The sequence below is a fragment of the Streptomyces sp. GL_141 genome, assembly GCF_057834385.1.
Genome location: NZ_CM174402.1, coordinates 5,153,292 through 5,169,338 on the forward strand (window position 1 = coordinate 5,153,292; position 16,047 = coordinate 5,169,338).

13 protein-coding genes are annotated in these 16,047 nt (G+C 71.3%); 7 read left to right on the top strand and 6 right to left on the bottom strand.

Annotated features, from left to right (window positions below; translation table 11 throughout):
• Window positions 1–147: 147 nt before the first annotated feature.
• Together AC3IX6_RS22925 and AC3IX6_RS22930 are read left to right on the top strand one after the other, a co-directional pair.
• Window positions 148–1,827: an outer membrane protein assembly factor BamB family protein gene (locus AC3IX6_RS22925; RefSeq protein ID WP_489364148.1), complete on the top strand. Its 1,680-nt coding sequence runs from the start codon at window positions 148–150 to the stop codon at window positions 1,825–1,827.
• A 742-nt stretch (window positions 1,828–2,569) separates the two neighbouring features.
• Window positions 2,570–3,709: an outer membrane protein assembly factor BamB family protein gene (locus tag AC3IX6_RS22930; protein ID WP_489371530.1), complete on the top strand. Its 1,140-nt coding sequence runs from the start codon at window positions 2,570–2,572 to the stop codon at window positions 3,707–3,709.
• A 124-nt stretch (window positions 3,710–3,833) separates the two neighbouring features.
• Here AC3IX6_RS22930 and AC3IX6_RS22935 read toward each other — a convergent pair whose 3' ends face one another.
• On the bottom strand, window positions 3,834–5,063 hold the full coding sequence (locus AC3IX6_RS22935; protein ID WP_489364150.1) for an IS30 family transposase: 1,230 nt from the start codon (window positions 5,061–5,063) through the stop codon (window positions 3,834–3,836).
• A gap of 138 nt (window positions 5,064–5,201) precedes the next feature.
• Here AC3IX6_RS22935 and AC3IX6_RS22940 point away from each other — a divergent pair, with 138 nt between their 5' ends.
• The 3 genes from AC3IX6_RS22940 to AC3IX6_RS22950 all read left to right on the top strand — a co-directional run bounded on the left by AC3IX6_RS22940 (window position 5,202) and on the right by AC3IX6_RS22950 (window position 8,272).
• Window positions 5,202–5,891 (top strand): response regulator transcription factor, encoded by a 690-nt coding sequence (locus AC3IX6_RS22940; RefSeq protein ID WP_489371531.1) that lies wholly within the window; start codon window positions 5,202–5,204, stop codon window positions 5,889–5,891.
• Between the two features lie 125 nt (window positions 5,892–6,016).
• Complete coding sequence (gene galE / locus AC3IX6_RS22945) at window positions 6,017–6,979, top strand: UDP-glucose 4-epimerase GalE (protein WP_489364152.1); 963 nt, start codon at window positions 6,017–6,019, stop codon at window positions 6,977–6,979.
• Window positions 6,980–7,486: 507 nt separating this feature from the next.
• Entirely contained in the window at window positions 7,487–8,272 is a 786-nt protein-coding gene (locus AC3IX6_RS22950; RefSeq protein WP_489364153.1) for a response regulator transcription factor, read from the top strand.
• Here the strand turns inward: AC3IX6_RS22950 and AC3IX6_RS22955 are convergent.
• Entirely contained in the window at window positions 8,231–8,728 is a 498-nt protein-coding gene (locus AC3IX6_RS22955; RefSeq protein WP_243335294.1) for a MarR family winged helix-turn-helix transcriptional regulator, read from the bottom strand. The two genes, AC3IX6_RS22950 and AC3IX6_RS22955, sit on opposite strands and share 42 nt — an antisense overlap.
• Before the next feature lie 161 nt (window positions 8,729–8,889).
• On the opposite strand from AC3IX6_RS22955, the gene AC3IX6_RS22960 reads away from it, so the two are divergent.
• Window positions 8,890–9,786 carry a trans-aconitate 2-methyltransferase gene (locus AC3IX6_RS22960; protein WP_489364155.1) on the top strand — a complete coding sequence of 299 codons (897 nt, stop codon included), beginning with the start codon at window positions 8,890–8,892 and terminating at the stop codon, window positions 9,784–9,786.
• A gap of 114 nt (window positions 9,787–9,900) precedes the next feature.
• On the opposite strand, the gene AC3IX6_RS22965 is transcribed toward AC3IX6_RS22960, so the two are convergent.
• Together AC3IX6_RS22965 and AC3IX6_RS22970 are read right to left on the bottom strand one after the other, a co-directional pair.
• Complete coding sequence (locus AC3IX6_RS22965) at window positions 9,901–10,572, bottom strand: TetR/AcrR family transcriptional regulator (RefSeq protein ID WP_250737780.1); 672 nt, start codon at window positions 10,570–10,572, stop codon at window positions 9,901–9,903.
• Window positions 10,572–11,552 carry an acyl-CoA desaturase gene (locus tag AC3IX6_RS22970; protein WP_385380095.1) on the bottom strand — a complete coding sequence of 327 codons (981 nt, stop codon included), beginning with the start codon at window positions 11,550–11,552 and terminating at the stop codon, window positions 10,572–10,574. The genes AC3IX6_RS22965 and AC3IX6_RS22970 overlap by 1 nt, the downstream gene beginning before the upstream one ends.
• A 384-nt stretch (window positions 11,553–11,936) precedes the next feature.
• On the opposite strand from AC3IX6_RS22970, the gene ppc reads away from it, so the two are divergent.
• Window positions 11,937–14,702: a phosphoenolpyruvate carboxylase gene (gene ppc / locus AC3IX6_RS22975; protein WP_489364157.1), complete on the top strand. Its 2,766-nt coding sequence runs from the start codon at window positions 11,937–11,939 to the stop codon at window positions 14,700–14,702.
• Between the two features lie 60 nt (window positions 14,703–14,762).
• Here ppc and pth read toward each other — a convergent pair whose 3' ends face one another.
• A complete protein-coding gene (pth, locus tag AC3IX6_RS22980) occupies window positions 14,763–15,353 on the bottom strand; it encodes an aminoacyl-tRNA hydrolase (RefSeq protein ID WP_327253105.1) in 591 nt (196 codons plus the stop codon).
• A gap of 91 nt (window positions 15,354–15,444) precedes the next feature.
• Window positions 15,445–16,020 carry a 50S ribosomal protein L25/general stress protein Ctc gene (locus tag AC3IX6_RS22985; RefSeq protein ID WP_489364159.1) on the bottom strand — a complete coding sequence of 192 codons (576 nt, stop codon included), beginning with the start codon at window positions 16,018–16,020 and terminating at the stop codon, window positions 15,445–15,447.
• Window positions 16,021–16,047 lie beyond the last annotated feature (27 nt).

Sequence of the window (16,047 nt, forward strand, 5' to 3'; positions counted from 1 at the left end):
GGGGCCCGCGGGCCCCGACGGGCCGATAACGGCGGCATCACGGGCCGGTCCTCCCTTGGGAACAGGGGTCGGACCGGCCCGGCGCAGTTCTCGCCCACAGTGATAGAAAGGGCTTCCTCCCACACCCGAAGCCGAAGGTATGCGCTGATGACCGAGCCGCCCCAGCCGCCGAACCAGCCGCCGAACCCCTCCGGTTACGGGCACCTTCCCGGGCCGCCGCAGCCCGGTTACGGGTTCCCCCCGCAGGGCGAGAACCCGTACGCGCAGCAGCCCCAGCCGCAGGGTCCGTACGGTCAGCAGCCGCAGGGCCCGTACGGCCAGCAGCCGCCCGGGGGCTACGGCTTCCCGCCCCAGCCCCCGCACATGCCCCCCGGCGCCCCCGGCATGCAGCCGCCTCCGCCCTCCGGTCCGAAGAAGAAGCTCGCCGTGCTGATCGCGGCCGCCGTCGCCGGGGTCCTCGTCCTGGGTACCGGCGGCTACTTCGTGTTCTTCTCCGGCAAGGACAAGGGCTCCGACAAGGTGATCGGGCAGGACACGACGCCGCCGCCCGCCGACGACAAGGCCTCGCCCTCCGCCTCCGTGGACAAGGGCGACGGCAGCGGCAACGGCGACGAGGAGGAGCAGGACCTCAACGCCGGGCGCAAGCAGGGCGAGGACAAGGTCCTCTGGTTCAAGAGCAGCAAGATCGACGGCCCCGGCTCGGGGGTCGACTCCAAGGGGCAGTGGATCGTCGGCGACACCGTCGTCAAGACCCTCTGGAAGTCGGTCACCGGCTACGGGGTCAAGGACGGCAAGGAGCAGTGGACCCTCACCCTCCCCGCCGTGATCTGCGGGGTCGCCGACATGACCGCGGACGGCAAGACCGTCGTCATGTACAAGAACGGCGAGTCCAGCAGTGCCGACTGCAACATGATGCGGATGATCGACCTCAAGGCCGGCAAGGAGGGTTGGTCGAAGGAGGTGCCGAAGGAAGGCCTCTTCGACATCATGACCACCCCCGACCTCGCCCTCACCGGTGACACCCTCGTCGTCAACCGGATGGGCACGAGCAGCGCGTTCAAGGTCAGCACCGGGGACAAGCTCTTCGACAACAAGGTGGAACAAGGCTGCCAGCCGAGCGACTTCGCCGCCATGAACGGCAAGATGCTCGCCGTCGCGACCTGCCAGGACGCCGACAAGACCGTCCAGGTCATGAACGCCGACCCGGCCACCGGCAAGACCACCTGGATCTACAAGCTCCCCAAGGGCTTCGACGTCAAGAACGTCTACTCGCTGGACCCGATCGTCCTCGACCTCGGAAACAGCACGAGCAAGGAGCGCTCCATCGTGGTCCTCGGACCCGACGGCAAGCAGCGCACCACCGTCTCCGGCGAGGGCAGCTTCCCGGTCGGCTGCGGCGGCCTCTTCAACCACTCCATCCAGAGCTGCGGTTCCTCCTACGTGGACGCGAACACCCTCTACCTGCCCACCAAGGCCGACATCGGCAAGCCGAACGAGATCGTCGCCTTCGACCTCGGCACCGGCAAGGTGAAGTGGCGCACCCCGGCCGGCGAGGGACGCACCCTCACCCCGCTGAAGGCGGCGGGCGGCCAGGTCGTCGTCTACCGCGAGGCGGAGAGCGAGAAGGGCGGCGAGGTCCTCACGATCCCGGCCGCCGGGGGCACGCCCACCGCGGTGCTGCGCAACCCGTCCGGGGCCGCGGCCCCGGTGGAGAGCTCCTTCCTCGCCCCGAAGGTGGACTACGTGGACGGCCGGCTGTTCGTCTCCGCCTCCCATCTGCAGGCCCAGAACAAGAGCGAGAAGTTCCTGATGGTCTTCGGCAAGTGAGCGACCGCCCCGAGAACGAGCAGTCCACCGCGCAGCCCACAGTGCAGTCCGCCGTGCAGTCCGCCGAGCCGCCCACCGAGAGGCAGTAGCACCGATGAGTACCCCGCCGCCCCCCAGCCAGCCGCCGTCCGGCGGGTTCGGCGCGCCGCAGGATCCGCCGCCGGGCGGTTTCGGCAAGCCCGCGGACCAGCCGCCCGGCGGTTTCGGCGGGCCCCCGCCGGTGCCCCCGGCGATGCCGGCCGGCCCCCCGCCGCCGCCCCCGTCCCAGCCGCCGGCCGTCCCGGCGCAGCCGCCGACGGTCCCGGCCGGACAGCCCGCCGGGCAGCCCTCGTACGGCTATCCGCAGGAGTCCTACGGCTACCCGCAGCAGCAGCAGCCCGTCACCGCGCCGATGTACGCGGCCCAGAGCCCGGCCGTGCCCGCCGCCGGCGGCGGTGGCGGCAACGACGTCCGCACCCAGCTGATGATCGTCGGCGCGGCCCTCCTGGCCATCGTCGTCATCGTCGGCGGCGGCTTCTGGTACGTCTCCGGCAAGGACGAGGGCACCGGCAACCAGCCCGTGGCCGAAGGCAGCCCGAGCCCCGGCACCGGCGGCGACAAGGCCCCGGGCGGCGGCGGCACCGAGAAGGTGCCCGCCAAGACCAAGTCGAAGACGCTGATCAACGTCCCGATGCCGGAGTCGGCCGAGATCGTCCAGATCACCGGCTCCTGGCTCACCGACACCACCTACGCCAAGTCCGACATGGGCAAGGTCGTCGGCTACAACGTGGCCGACGGCGTCAAGAAGTGGGAGATCCCGCTCGGCGCCAACGTCTGCGGCGCGAGCCGCTGGGTCTCGGACAACAAGACGGCGATCCTCTTCGACGAGGCCCTGCCGACGGCCGAGAAGAAGTACCAGCCGTGCAACCAGGTCGGCGTCATCGACCTGAACACCGGCAAGCTCCTGTGGAAGGCCCAGGCCAAGTCCCAGACCGGCGGCGACAAGCCCGTCAACTTCGGCGAGGTCACCGTCAGCGGCCAGACCGTGGCCGCGGGCGGCCTGTACGGCGGCGCCGCCTGGAACCTCGCCGACGGCAAGGTCCTGTGGGCGCCCAAGGTCGACGCGGACAACTGCAGCGACCTCGGCTACGCGGGCGGCCCGGCCCTCGCCGTGATCCGCCGGTGCGGCCGGAGCTCGGGCTACACCCTCTACGCCCAGGCCCTCGACCCGGTCACCGGCGCGCAGAAGTCCCAGTACAAGCTCCCCGCGGGCCTGGAGTTCGCCCAGATCGTCTCCACCCAGCCGCTGATCGTCGCGGCGGACGTCAACAACACCTCCAAGAACGCCACGGGCGTCAGCGACCTCTTCGTCCTCGACGACGGGGGCCAGTTGAAGGCGCGCATCCCGCTCACCTCGGGCAACTACAACCCCGAGTGCGGGGCCACCGAGGTCGAGGACTGCGTCAACATGGTCGTCGGCAACGGCAAGCTCTACCTGCCGACCGAGGAGCACAAGGGCACGACCGACTCCGGCCGCACCAACGAGCTCGTCTCCTTCGACCTGGAGACCGGCAAGCTGACCGCCGACCGCGCCGACGCCGGCGAGCGCTACACCATCTACCCGCTGCGCATGGACGGCTCCAACCTCATCGCCCACAAGGTCCCGCCCTACGACGGCGGCGGCCAGGTCGTCTCCATCGACGGCAAGACGATGAAGGAGACCGTGCTCATGCAGCAGCCGGCGACCAAGGAATCGCAGCGCGCCGAGACCCAGTTCCTGGCGGAGAGCGCGGAGTACCGCTACCAGAACGGGAAGCTGTTCATCGCCCGCACGGCCGTCATGACCAAGTCCACCGTGGCCACGGACCCGTACTACAGCTTCGTCTCCTTCACCACGGGCTGAGCCGTGCCGGGCGCACCCGCGGCGGGTCGGCCCGCCGCGGCTCGCGCCCAGCCCCCGAAGTCCCCCGAAGCCCCCGGAAGGTCCGGGTGAATTCGAGGGGTCGTTGCAACACGTGGTCGGTTGATCAGGCCGCGAGCAGTTTAGACAGGCGCTCGGCTGGGGTTTCCCAGCCGAGCGTTTTGCGTGGGCGCCCGTTGAGTTCGGCGGCGACGGTGGCCAGGTCCTGGGGCGTGTGCCGGGACAGGTCGGTGCCCTTGGGGAAGTACTGCCGCAGCAGGCCGTTCGTGTTCTCGTTGGTGCCGCGCTGCCAGGGGCTGGCGGGGTTGCAGAAGTAGACCGGGATGTTCGTGGCGATGGTGAATGCCTGGTGGGCGGCCATTTCCACGCCCTGGTCCCAGGTCAGGGATCGCCGCAGGTGGGGCGGGAGGGTCTTCACCCTCTCCACGAGCGCGTCCCGGGTGCTGGCTGCCGTGTGGTCGACGGGCAGGTGGGCGAGCATCACGTAGCGGGTGGTGCGTTCGACGAGGGTGCCGATCGCGGACTTGCCGTCCTTGCCGATGATGAGATCGCCTTCCCAGTGGCCGGGGACGGCTCTGTCGGCGGCCTCGGCGGGCCGGTCGCTGATCATCACCATGTTCGGGATGGCGCGCGGCTTGCGCTTGTGGGACTGGCGGTGTGGCCGGCGGCGGGACCGGCCCGTCCGCAGGGCGCGGGTGAGTTCGCGGCGGAGTTCTCCGCGGCTTGGGACGTAGAGAGCCTGGTAGATCGTCTCGTGGGCCACGTGCATCTCCGGCCGGGCGGGGAACCGTGCCCTCAGAGCCTGGCAGATCTGTTCCGGACTCCAGCGGAGTGTGAGGTGGGTCTGGATGAACTGGCGTAGTTCGGCGCTCTGGCCGATCTTGCCGGGCTTGGGGCGGGGGCGCCGCTGCTCGGCGCGCCGGTGGGCTGCGTGGGGCCGGTAGGCCCAGCAGGACGAGTCGCCGCGTGGGGCAGTCCCGTTGCGGCGGATCTCCCTGCTGACGGTGGAGGGGCTGCGGCCCAGCTCGGCGGCGATGGTGCGGATCGACGCCTTCTCGCGTAGCCGGTCGGCTATGTGGATGCGGTCCTCTTCGCGGAGGTACCTGGATACGCCAGAAGCCGAAGCCTCCACGGTGATCGGAGGCTTCGGCTTCCCAGATGGCGGCGAGTGCCAACCGTTGCGCCATCTCTTGCCGGTCCGCAGGTTGATACCGACGATCCGGCAGGCTTCTCTGTTGCTGTAGCCCTGCTGCATGAGCCGGGAGTATGCCTCCCGCTCACGCGTCAGACGGCCGCCGCCCCCTGGTCCCCGGTTCTCCCGGATCTTGAAGTCCATCGCATCCCCTGAGCTGGGGTGTTGCGACGACCACTAGAACTCAAGCCGTCCTTCCGGGGGCTTCTGCGCCGTAACACCACCGCGTCGTCGAACAAGCGTGTAGCTTGCCGGGTCAGAAGGGCGGGGGTGGGTACCTCAATGGGCGTACGGGTCATGGTGGTCGACGAGCACCGGCTGCTGGCCGAGGCGCTCGCCTCGGCCCTGAAACTGCGCGGCCACCGGGTGCTGGCGGCCGCCGCGCCGGCCGCGGGCGCCGCCGAACTGGTCATCAGCCGGGCCCCGGAGGTCTGCCTGCTGGGCACCGCCACGCCCGCCGAGCCAGGGGTCTTCGAACCGATCGTCCGGATCAAGCGGGAGCGCCCGCAGATCGCCGTGGTCGTGCTGGGCCCCGTGCCGAGCCCGCGCGGGATCGCAGCCGCCTTCGCGGCGGGCGCCTCGGGGTACGTACGCCACGACGAGCGCATCGAGGGCGTGGAGCGGGCCCTGGCCAAGGCCCGGGCGGGGGAAGTGGCCATCGCGCCGCAGCTGTTGCAGGGTGCCTTCGCCGAGCTGCTCAACCCCACCGCCCAGCCCGACGACGAGGGCAGCCGGCTGCTGCGGCTGCTCACCCCGCGGGAGGTGGAGGTGCTGGTCCGGGTCGCCGAGGGCGAGGACACCCGGCTCATCGCCGCCGGCATGGCCATCGCGCCGAGCACCGCGCGCACGCACGTCCAGCGGGTGCTGATGAAGCTGGGCGTGGGCTCGCGGCTGGAGGCGGCCGCGCTGGCCGCCCGTACCGGTCTGCTCGACCGGGCCGGACTGCCGCCGTCCGGGGGTGCCCGGCCCTGATCGGGGCCGGGGATTTCCCCGGCGGCGCGGATTCGGGTATGCCGGTGACCAGCACGCGCACGGTGCGTGCTTCCCCGGCGAGAGGCAGTAGGCACGTGAGCGAGACGGCGTCTTCCAAGGCTTCCATGTCTTCCAAGTACCTGGTCACCGGCGGAGCCGGATACGTGGGCGGGGTGGTCGCGGCGCACCTCCTGGAGGCGGGCCACGAGGTCACCGTCCTCGACGACCTCTCCACCGGCTTCCGTTCCGGGGTGCCGGCCGGCGCCGCGTTCATCGAGGGCCGGATCCAGGACGCCGCCGAGCACCTGGACCCCTCCTACGACGGGGTCCTGCACTTCGCGGCCTCCTCACAGGTCGGCGAGTCCGTGGTGAACCCCGGCAAGTACTGGGAGAACAACGTCGGCGGCACCCTGGCCCTGCTGGCCGCGATGCGCGGGGCGGGCGTGCGCCGCCTGGTGTTCTCCTCCACCGCGGCCACCTACGGGGAGCCGGGCGACGGGCCGCTGACCGAGGCCTCGGTGACCGCCCCCACCAACCCGTACGGGGCCTCGAAGCTGGCCGTCGACCACATGATCGCGGGGGAGTGCACGGCGCACGGCCTCGCGGCGGTCTCGCTGCGCTACTTCAACGTGGCAGGGGCCTACGGGCAGTTCGGCGAGCTGCACGACCCCGAGACCCACCTGATCCCGCTGGTGCTGCAAGTGGCCCTCGGCGAGCGGGAGTCGATCTCGGTGTTCGGCGAGGACTACCCGACCCCGGACGGCACCTGTGTACGGGACTACATCCACGTCGCCGACCTGGCCGAGGCCCACCTGGCCGCGCTGCGGGTCGCCGCCGAGGGGGAGCACCTGGTGTGCAACCTCGGCAACGGCAGCGGGTTTTCGGTCCGCGAGGTCATCGAGACGGTCCGCAAGGTCACCGGGAAGGAGATTCCCGAGGTGGTGGCTCCGCGCCGGGCCGGCGACCCGGCCTTCCTCGTCGCCTCCGCCCGCACGGCCCACGAGCGCCTCGGCTGGACCCCGGCCCGCTCGGACCTCACGGGCATCGTGACGGACGCCTGGAACTTCACCCGCGCCCGGCGCGGCTGACCCCACCGGCCCCCACCCGTACCCACCGGCCCCCACCGGCACCCCCGCCCCACCCCTGCCGCACGCACGCCCCCGCCCCGAACAGGGCGGGGGCGCACGCATGTTCAGGGCGCGCCCTCGGCGGGCGCTGCGCGCGGGCGCCCGGCGTGCGCACGCCGAGTGAAATACCCCCCGTGCAACTGCCCGCGGCACACCACCGGACGGATGGGGGCTTCCGCTGGAAGGAACTAGGCGATTTCAAGCCACACCGGAGCCCTTGTGGAAGCGCCTCGCCGGAAAATCGCTCGGAAAACTTCTGCAATTCGGCCAACCACGAGCCGACCCCGGCCCTACGCTGATGCGTGACACCGGTGGGGGCCGGTGTTGATTCAGGGGTCGAGACAAGTCGGGTACGACGTCCGGTCCGGGGTAGTGCAGAGATGTCACGGCGGCGGCCGCGGCGCCTGCGGATCACCCGGTCCGGGCGCCGTACCCGCAGCCGTCCGTTCCCCGACCCTTGGGGGTTTTGTGGTCCGTATCCGGGTACTCGTGGTCGACGATCACCGCATCTTCGCCGAATCTCTCGCCGCCGCGCTCGCGGCCGAACCGGACGTGGACGTCTCCGCGGCCGGCAGCGGCCCCGCAGCGCTGCGCTGCCTCGAACGCGCGGCGGCCGAGGGCCGCCGCTTCGACGTCCTGCTGGTCGACTCCGACCTGGCCGCCGTCCCGGCGGGCGTCCCCGCCCAGCGGGAGTCCGGCTCCGCCCCGCCCGCCGCCGACGGGATCGCACTGGTGGCGGGCGTACGGGTGTCCCATCCCGAGGTCCGTACGGTCGTGCTCGCCGAGCGCGACGACGCGCGCCGGGCCGCCCTCGCGCTCCAGGCGGGCGCCTCGGGCTGGGTGGCCAAGGACTGCTCGCTCTCGCGGCTGCTGGCCGTGATCCGCGGAGTCCTGCGCGAGGAGACGCACCTCCCGCCCGCGCTGCTCACCGGAGTGCTCCGCGAACTGACCGCGGCGCGCAAGCACCGTACCGACAGCGAACGGCTGGTGGAGTCCCTCACGCCGAGGGAGCACGAGGTGCTGCGCTGCATGGTGGCGGGGCTGGGCCGCAAGGACGTGGCCGCGCGGCTGTTCCTCTCCCCGCACACCGTCCGCACCCACATGCAGAACGTGCTGGGCAAGCTGGGCGTGCACTCCACGCTCGCGGCGGTGGCCCTGGCCCGGCGGGCCGGCGTACGGCCCGCGGACCTGCCCGGACTGCCGGGGCAGGGGCTATCCGGGGATGTTGTCGAACGGAGCGGTCAACTGGCGTAGCAGGCCGGCGAGATCGCCGCGCTGCGTCCGCGAGAGCTGGGCCAGGATCGCCCGTTCCTGGGCCAGCAGGCCGGCGAGCGCCTGGTCGGCGCGGTCGCGGCCCTCGGGGCTGAGGCGCACCAGGACCCCGCGGCGGTCGTTGGGGTCCGGAAGCCGTTCGACGAGGCCCTTCTTGGCGAGCCGGTCGATGCGGTTGGTCATGGTCCCGGAGGTCACCAGGGTCTGCGTCAGCAATTGGCCGGGGGAGAGCTGGTAGGGCGCGCCGGCTCGCCGCAGCGAGGTCAGGACGTCGAACTCCCAGGGCTCCAGGCCGTGCTCGGAGAAGGCCAGTCGGCGGGCGCGGTCGAGGTGCCGCGCGAGCCTGCTGACGCGGCTGAGCACCTCGAGCGGTTCCACGTCGAGGTCAGGGCGTTCCCGCCGCCATGCCGCGACCAGTCGGTCGACCTCGTCCTCCATGCCGATCAGTGTAAAGGGTCTGTCGATGTGAAGTCTCTTTAAATCGAGTATCTCGATCCGAAGTATCTTGACGTCGAGATATATTTTCCGCCACCATGGGGCATGGAGGGGGCCGGAGAAGCTTCCGATTCCGACCGTACTGCCAGCAGGGAGGCTCGAACATGCATTCCGATACCGCGCCGGCCAGGATTCCGGCGTCGACCACCGCCGCCCCCACGGACGACGCGCCCACCACGCAGACCGTCGCCCCCGCCCCCACCTGGGACCCGCAGCAATACCTCCGGCACGCCGGCCACCGGGCCAGGCCCTTCCTCGACCTTCTGGCCCGCATACCCGAGCTCCCCTCCCGGGCCGCCCGCATCGCCGACCTCGGCTGCGGCCCGGGCAACGTCACCGCGCTCCTCGCGGACCGCTGGCCCGAAGCGCACATCACCGGCTACGACCTCTCCCCGGAGATGCTCCACCGCGCCGACGCCGAGTACGCCGGCCCCACCGGCGGCGGTGGCACGCTCGAATTCCGCCACGGCGACCTCGCCGACTGGCTCCCGGAGGAGCCCTACGACCTGATCGTCTCCAACGCCGCCTTCCAGTGGGTCCCCGGCCACGCCGGATCCTTCGCCCCCTGGATCAACGGACTGCGCCCCGGCGGCACCTTCGCCTTCCAGATCCCCGGCAACTTCACCGCCCCCAGCCACCGGATCCTCGCCGACCTGTGCGACACCCCGCGCTGGCGGGCCCGGCTCGCCGGACACGGAGCGCGCTACATCCACATCCTCGAACCCTCCGGATACCTGGAGCGGTTCACCGAGCTCGGCTGCACCGCCGACGTGTGGGAGACCACCTACCACCAGCTGCTCCAGGGCCCCGACCCGGTACTGGACTGGGTCAAGGGCACCGCACTGCGGCCCGTGCTCACCGCGCTGGCCGATGACGAGGAGGCCGTCGAGGCCTTCATCGCCGAGTACCGCGCCCTGCTCCGCGCCGAATACCCCACGGGCCCCCGCGGCACCGTCTTCCCGTTCCGCCGGATCTTCGCCGTCGCCCGTAGGGAGGCCTGACCGGGCCCGACCCCACGGGCGTACGGGCCCGCACGGCCCGCCGGGCACCACACGACGGCGCCCCGCCACCGGAATCCGGTGACGGGGCGCCGTCGTGCGCACGGGGTGCGGGGCTCACTTCTTGCGGTGGCCCACCAGCCGCGGCTTCGCCTCCAGGTTCTCCAGTCCGTGCCAGGACAGGTTCACCAGGTGCGCCGCCACCTCGGCCTTCTTCGGCTGGCGCGTCTCCAGCCACCACTGCCCGGTCAGCGCGACCATCCCGACCAGCGCCTGCGCGTACAGCGGGGCCAGCTTCGGGTCGAAGCCGCGGGCCTTGAACTCAAGGCCCAGGATGTCCTCGACCTGCGTGGCGATATCGCTGATCAGCGAGGCGAAGGTACCCGTCGACTGGGCCACGGGGGAGTCCCGCACCAGGATCCGGAAGCCGTCCGTGTAGTTCTCGATGTAGTCCAGCAGCGCGAACGCCGCCTGCTCCAGGAGCTCCCGCGGGTGCCCGGCCGTCAGCGCGCCCGTCACCCCGTCCAGCAGCTGGCGCATCTCGCGGTCCACGACGACCGCGTAGAGGCCCTCCTTGCCGCCGAAGTGCTCGTAGACCACGGGCTTGGAGACTCCGGCCTTCGCCGCGATCTCCTCCACCGACGTGCCCTCGAACCCCTTCTCGGCGAACAGGGTGCGGCCGATGTCCAGCAGTTGCTGACGCCGTTCGGCGCCCGTCATCCGGACCCGGCGGCTGCGCCTGGGCTTCTCGCTGCTGGAACTGCTGCCGTCGTTTCCCACGCCCCCCATCATGCCGCGTTCGACACTTCTTCCTTGCGCCGGGCGTCGATGCGGGCCTCGGACGGCCAGCGGACGTCGGACGCCCACCCCAGCTGTTCGAACCAGCGGATCAGACGCGCACTGGAGTCGACCTGGCCGCGCAGCACACCGTGCCGGGCCGAGGTCGGATCGGCGTGGTGCAGGTTGTGCCAGGACTCGCCGCAGGACAGCACCGCCAGCCACCACACGTTGCCGGAGCGGTCGCGCGACTTGAACGGGCGCTTGCCCACCGCGTGGCAGATCGAGTTGATCGACCAGGTCACGTGGTGCAGCAGCGCGACCCGGACCAGGGAGCCCCAGAAGAACGCGGTGAAGGCGCCCCACCACGACATCGTCACCAGACCGCCCACCAGCGGCGGCAGCGCCAGCGAGAACATCGTCCAGAAGATGAAGTCGCGCGAGATGCGGCGGATCGCCGGGTCCTTGATCAGGTCCGGGGCGTACTTCTGCTGGTCGGTCTGCTCCTCGTCGAAGAGCCACCCGATGTGCGCCCACCACAGGCCCTTCATCAGGGCCGGCACCGTCTCGCCGAAGCGCCACGGCGAATGCGGGTCACCCTCGTGGTCGGAGTACTTGTGGTGCTTGCGGTGGTCGGCCACCCAGCGCACCAGGGGTCCCTCGACCGCCATCGAGCCCATGACCGCCAGGGCGATGCGCAGCGGCCGCTTCGCCTTGAAGGAACCGTGCGTGAAGTAGCGGTGGAAGCCGATGGTGATGCCGTGGCAGGCGAGGAAGTACATGAACACCATCAGGCCCACGTCCAGCCAGCTCACCCCCCAGCCCCACGCGAGCGGAAGCGCCACCAGCAGTGCGAGGAAGGGGACGGTGATGAACAGCAGCAGCGCGATCTGCTCCACGGACCGCTTGCTCTCACCGCCGAGGGTCGCGGACGGCACGGACGCGCCGGAAGACGCCGAGGCGTCCTCGATCACGTCGGGACTGATGGTCATAGGTGTGTCCCCTGAGGGTGAGGGAGTCGGCAGGCGCGCCGCCCGGCCACACACCCCTACGGGTGCGTAACCTACGGCAACGTAAGTATGGCAAAGGTCCCCCGCGCGGCAAGAGGAGCGCGCTGCCGTCCCGGCCTCAAGGCGCTGGCTACGGGGCCGATCGGCCCGAGTCGCAGGGCCGGCGTCCCGCCTGCTGACACAGGGACCTGGTCACCGGTACGGGCCACCTATCCTGGTGTCGTCGGACAGCGCGGTCCGCACGGGCAGCCCGAGCTGCGCATCAGGAGCGGTGGCTCCGCCGGACCCAGGTCCGGGCGGGCACCACCGCGCGTATCCGGGGCCCACCTCCCAGTAGCGCTCGAAACACTGCAAGGAGCCGCACCTGTGAGCAGTGCCGACCAGGCCCACTCGACCACCGCCCCGGCGACGTCCCCCGCCGGCGCGGCCAACGCCGAGCTGCGCGCGGACATCCGCCGCCTCGGCGACCTCCTCGGCGAGACCCTCGTACGCCAGGAGGGCCAGGACCTCCTCGACCTGGTCGAACGCGTCCGAGCCCTCACCCGCACCGACGGCATCGCGGCCGCCGAGCTGCTCGGCGACACCGACCTGGAGACCGCCGCCAAGCTGGTGCGCGCCTTCTCCACCTACTTCCACCTCGCCAACGTCACCGAGCAGGTGCACCGCGGCAAGGAGCTGCGCGCCCACCGCGCCGCCGAGGGGGGCCTGCTGGCCCGCACCGCCGACATGCTCAAGGACGCGGACCCCGAGCACCTGCGCGAGACGGTCAAGAACCTCAACGTCCGCCCCGTCTTCACCGCGCACCCGACCGAGGCGGCCCGCCGCAGCGTCCTGAACAAGCTGCGCCGCATCGCGGCCCTCCTGGAGGAGCCCGTCTCGGGCGCCGGCGAGCGCCGCCGCCACGACCTGCGCCTCGCGGAGAACATCGACCTCGTCTGGCAGACCGACGAGCTGCGCGTGGTCCGCCCCGAGCCCGCCGACGAGGCCCGCAACGCGATCTACTACCTCGACGAGCTGCACGCCGGCGCCGTCGGCGACGTCCTGGAGGACCTCGCCGCCGAGCTCCAGCGCGTCGGCATCGAGATCCCGGCCGGCACCCGCCCGCTCACCTTCGGCACCTGGATCGGCGGCGACCGCGACGGCAACCCCAACGTCACGCCCGACGTGACCCGGGACGTGCTGATCCTCCAGCACGAGCACGGCATCACCGACGCCCTGGAACTCATCGACTTCCTGCGCGGCCTGCTGTCGAACTCCATCCGCTACACCGGTGCCACCGAGGAACTCCTCACCTCCCTCCAGGCCGACCTGGAGCGCCTCCCGGAGATCAGCCCGCGCTACAAGCGGCTGAACGCCGAGGAGCCGTACCGCCTCAAGGCCACCTGCATCCGGCAGAAGCTCCTCAACACCCGCGAGCGCCTCGCCAAGGGCATCCCGCACGAGGAAGGCCGCGACTACCTCGGCACCGCCGAGCTGCTCACCGACCTCACCCTCATCCAGACCTCCCTGCGCGAGCACCGCGGCGCGCTCTTCGCCGACGGCCGCATGGACCGCACCATCCGCACGCTGGCCGCCTTCGGCCTCCAGCTCGCCACGATGGACGTGCGCGAGCACGCGGACGCCCACCACCACGCGCTGGGCCAGCTCTTCGACCGGCTCGGCGAGGAGTCCTGGCGCTACGCGGACATGCCCCGCGACTACCGAGGCCGCCTGCTGGCCAAGGAGCTCCGCTCGCGCCGCCCGCTGGCGCCCACCCCGGCCCCGCTCGACGCGGCCGGCCAGAAGACGCTCGGCGTGTTCGGCGCCATCAAGGACGCCTTCGAGAAGTTCGGCCCCGAGGTCATCGAGTCCTACATCATCTCGATGTGCCAGGGCGCCGACGACGTCTTCGCCGCCGCCGTCCTCGCCCGCGAGGCCGGTCTCATCGACCTGCACGGCGGCTGGGCCAAGATCGGCATCGTGCCGCTCCTGGAGACCACCGACGAGCTCAAGGCCGCCGACGTCATCCTCGACGAGATGCTCGCGGACCCCTCCTACCGGCGCCTCGTCTCGCTGCGCGGAGACGTCCAGGAGGTCATGCTCGGCTACTCCGACTCCTCCAAGTTCGGCGGCATCACCACCTCCCAGTGGGAGATCCACCGCGCCCAGCGCCGGCTGCGCGACGTGGCCCACCGCTACGGCGTGCGCCTGCGCCTCTTCCACGGCCGCGGCGGCACCGTCGGCCGCGGCGGCGGCCCCTCGCACGACGCGATCCTCGCGCAGCCCTGGGGCACCCTGGAGGGCGAGATCAAGGTCACCGAGCAGGGCGAGGTCATCTCCGACAAGTACCTCGTCCCCTCCCTGGCCCGCGAGAACCTGGAGCTGACCGTCGCGGCCACCCTCCAGGCCTCCGCCCTGCACACCGCCCCGCGCCAGTCCGACGAGGACCTGGCCCGCTGGGACGCGGCCATGGACACCGTCTCGGACGCCGCGCACGACGCGTACCGCGCGCTCGTCGAGGACCCGGACCTGCCGGCGTACTTCTTCGCCGCCACCCCCGTGGACCAGCTCGCCGACCTGCACCTGGGCTCGCGCCCCTCGCGCCGCCCCGACTCCGGCGCCGGCCTCGACGGCCTGCGCGCCATCCCGTGGGTGTTCGGCTGGACCCAGTCCCGCCAGATCGTCCCGGGCTGGTACGGGGTCGGCTCGGGCCTGAAGGCCCTGCGCGAGGCCGGTCAGGGCGACGCGCTGGCCGAGATGGGCGAGCGCTGGCACTTCTTCCGCAACTTCCTGTCCAACGTCGAGATGACGCTGGCCAAGACGGACCTGCGGATCGCCCGCCACTACGTCGACACCCTGGTGCCCGACGAGCTCAAGCACGTGTTCGCCCGCATCGAGGCCGAGCACGAGCTCACCGTCCGCGAGGTCCTGCGGATCACCGGCGGCGAGAAGCTCCTCGACTCCAACCCGGTCCTCCAGCAGACCTTCTCGGTCCGCGACGCCTACCTGGACCCGATCTCCTACCTCCAGGTCTCCCTGCTGGCCCGCCAGCGGGCGGCCGCCGAGCGCGGCGAGGAGGCGGACCCGATCCTGTCGCGGGCCCTGCTCCTCACCGTCAACGGCGTCGCGGCCGGCCTGCGCAACACCGGCTGAGGTTTCGTACGGCACGCAAGAGGGCCCGCACACCGGATGGTGTGCGGGCCCTCCGCCGTACTAGCTGTTGTACGTGGACTGCGCGCGCTCCAGGCCCTCCTGGATCAGGCATTCCACGGCGTCCGCCGAACGGTCGACGAACCAGTCCAGCTCCTTGCGCTCCGTGGAGGAGAAGTCCTTCAGCACGAAGTCGGCGACCTGCATCCGGCCGGGCGGGCGGCCGATGCCGCAGCGCACGCGGTGGTAGTCCGGGCCCATCGACTTGGTCATCGACTTGAGCCCGTTGTGGCCGTTGTCCCCGCCGCCCAGCTTCAGCCGCAGCGTCGGGTAGTCGATGTCCAGCTCGTCGTGGACCGCGATGATCCGGTCCAGCGGCACCTTGTAGAAGTCCCGCAGCGCCGTCACCGGGCCGCCGGAGAGGTTCATGAACGACATGGGCTTGGCCAGCACCACGCGCCGGTTCAGCGGTCCCGGCGGGCCCATCCGGCCCTCGACCACCTGGGCGCGGGCCTTGTGCGCCTTGAACTTGCCGCGCATCCGCTCCGCCAGCAGGTCGGCGACCATGAAACCGATGTTGTGGCGGTTGCCCGCGTACTCCGCACCCGGGTTACCGAGACCCACGATCAGCCAGGGCGCCGCGTCGTCCGACATCAAAAGCTCCTTATACGAAGACGACCGCCGTCCCGCTCCAGTGGAGCCGGACGGCGGTCGTTCAGCAAGTGCTGAGGGGGAGGGGCGAGGCTCAGGCCTCGGCGCCCTCGGCGGCCGGCTCCTCAGCCGACGCGCCGATGACCTGCAGGACGGCGATGTCGCCGTCGACGGCCAGGGTGGTGCCGGCCGGCAGGACCAGGTCCGAGGCGGTGATGGTGGCACCGGCCTCCAGGCCCGCGATCGAGACGGTGACCTCGGTCGGGATGTGCGTGGCCTCGGCCTCGACGGAGATGGTGTTCTGGAGGGTCTCCAGCATGTTGCCGCCCGGGGCCAGCTCGCCCTCGGTGACGATCGCGACGTCGACGGTGACCTTCTCGCCCTTCTTGACGATCAGGAAGTCGACGTGGGAGATCGAACGCTTCAGCGGGTGCTTCTGAACGGCCTTCGGGATGACCAGCTCGGTGCCGGCGCCCTCGATGTCCAGGGAGAGCAGGACGTTCGGGGTGCGCAGCGCCAGCTGGAGCGCGTGGGCGTCCACGTTGACGTGCTTCGGGTCGGTGCCGTGGCCGTAGATGACCGCGGGGGTCAGGGCGTCACGGCGGGCCTGGCGGGCAGAGCCCTTGCCGAAGTTTTCGCGGACCTTCGCGGCAAGCTTGATCTCGGACATGCTCACTCCTCGTGGGGTGACGGAAAT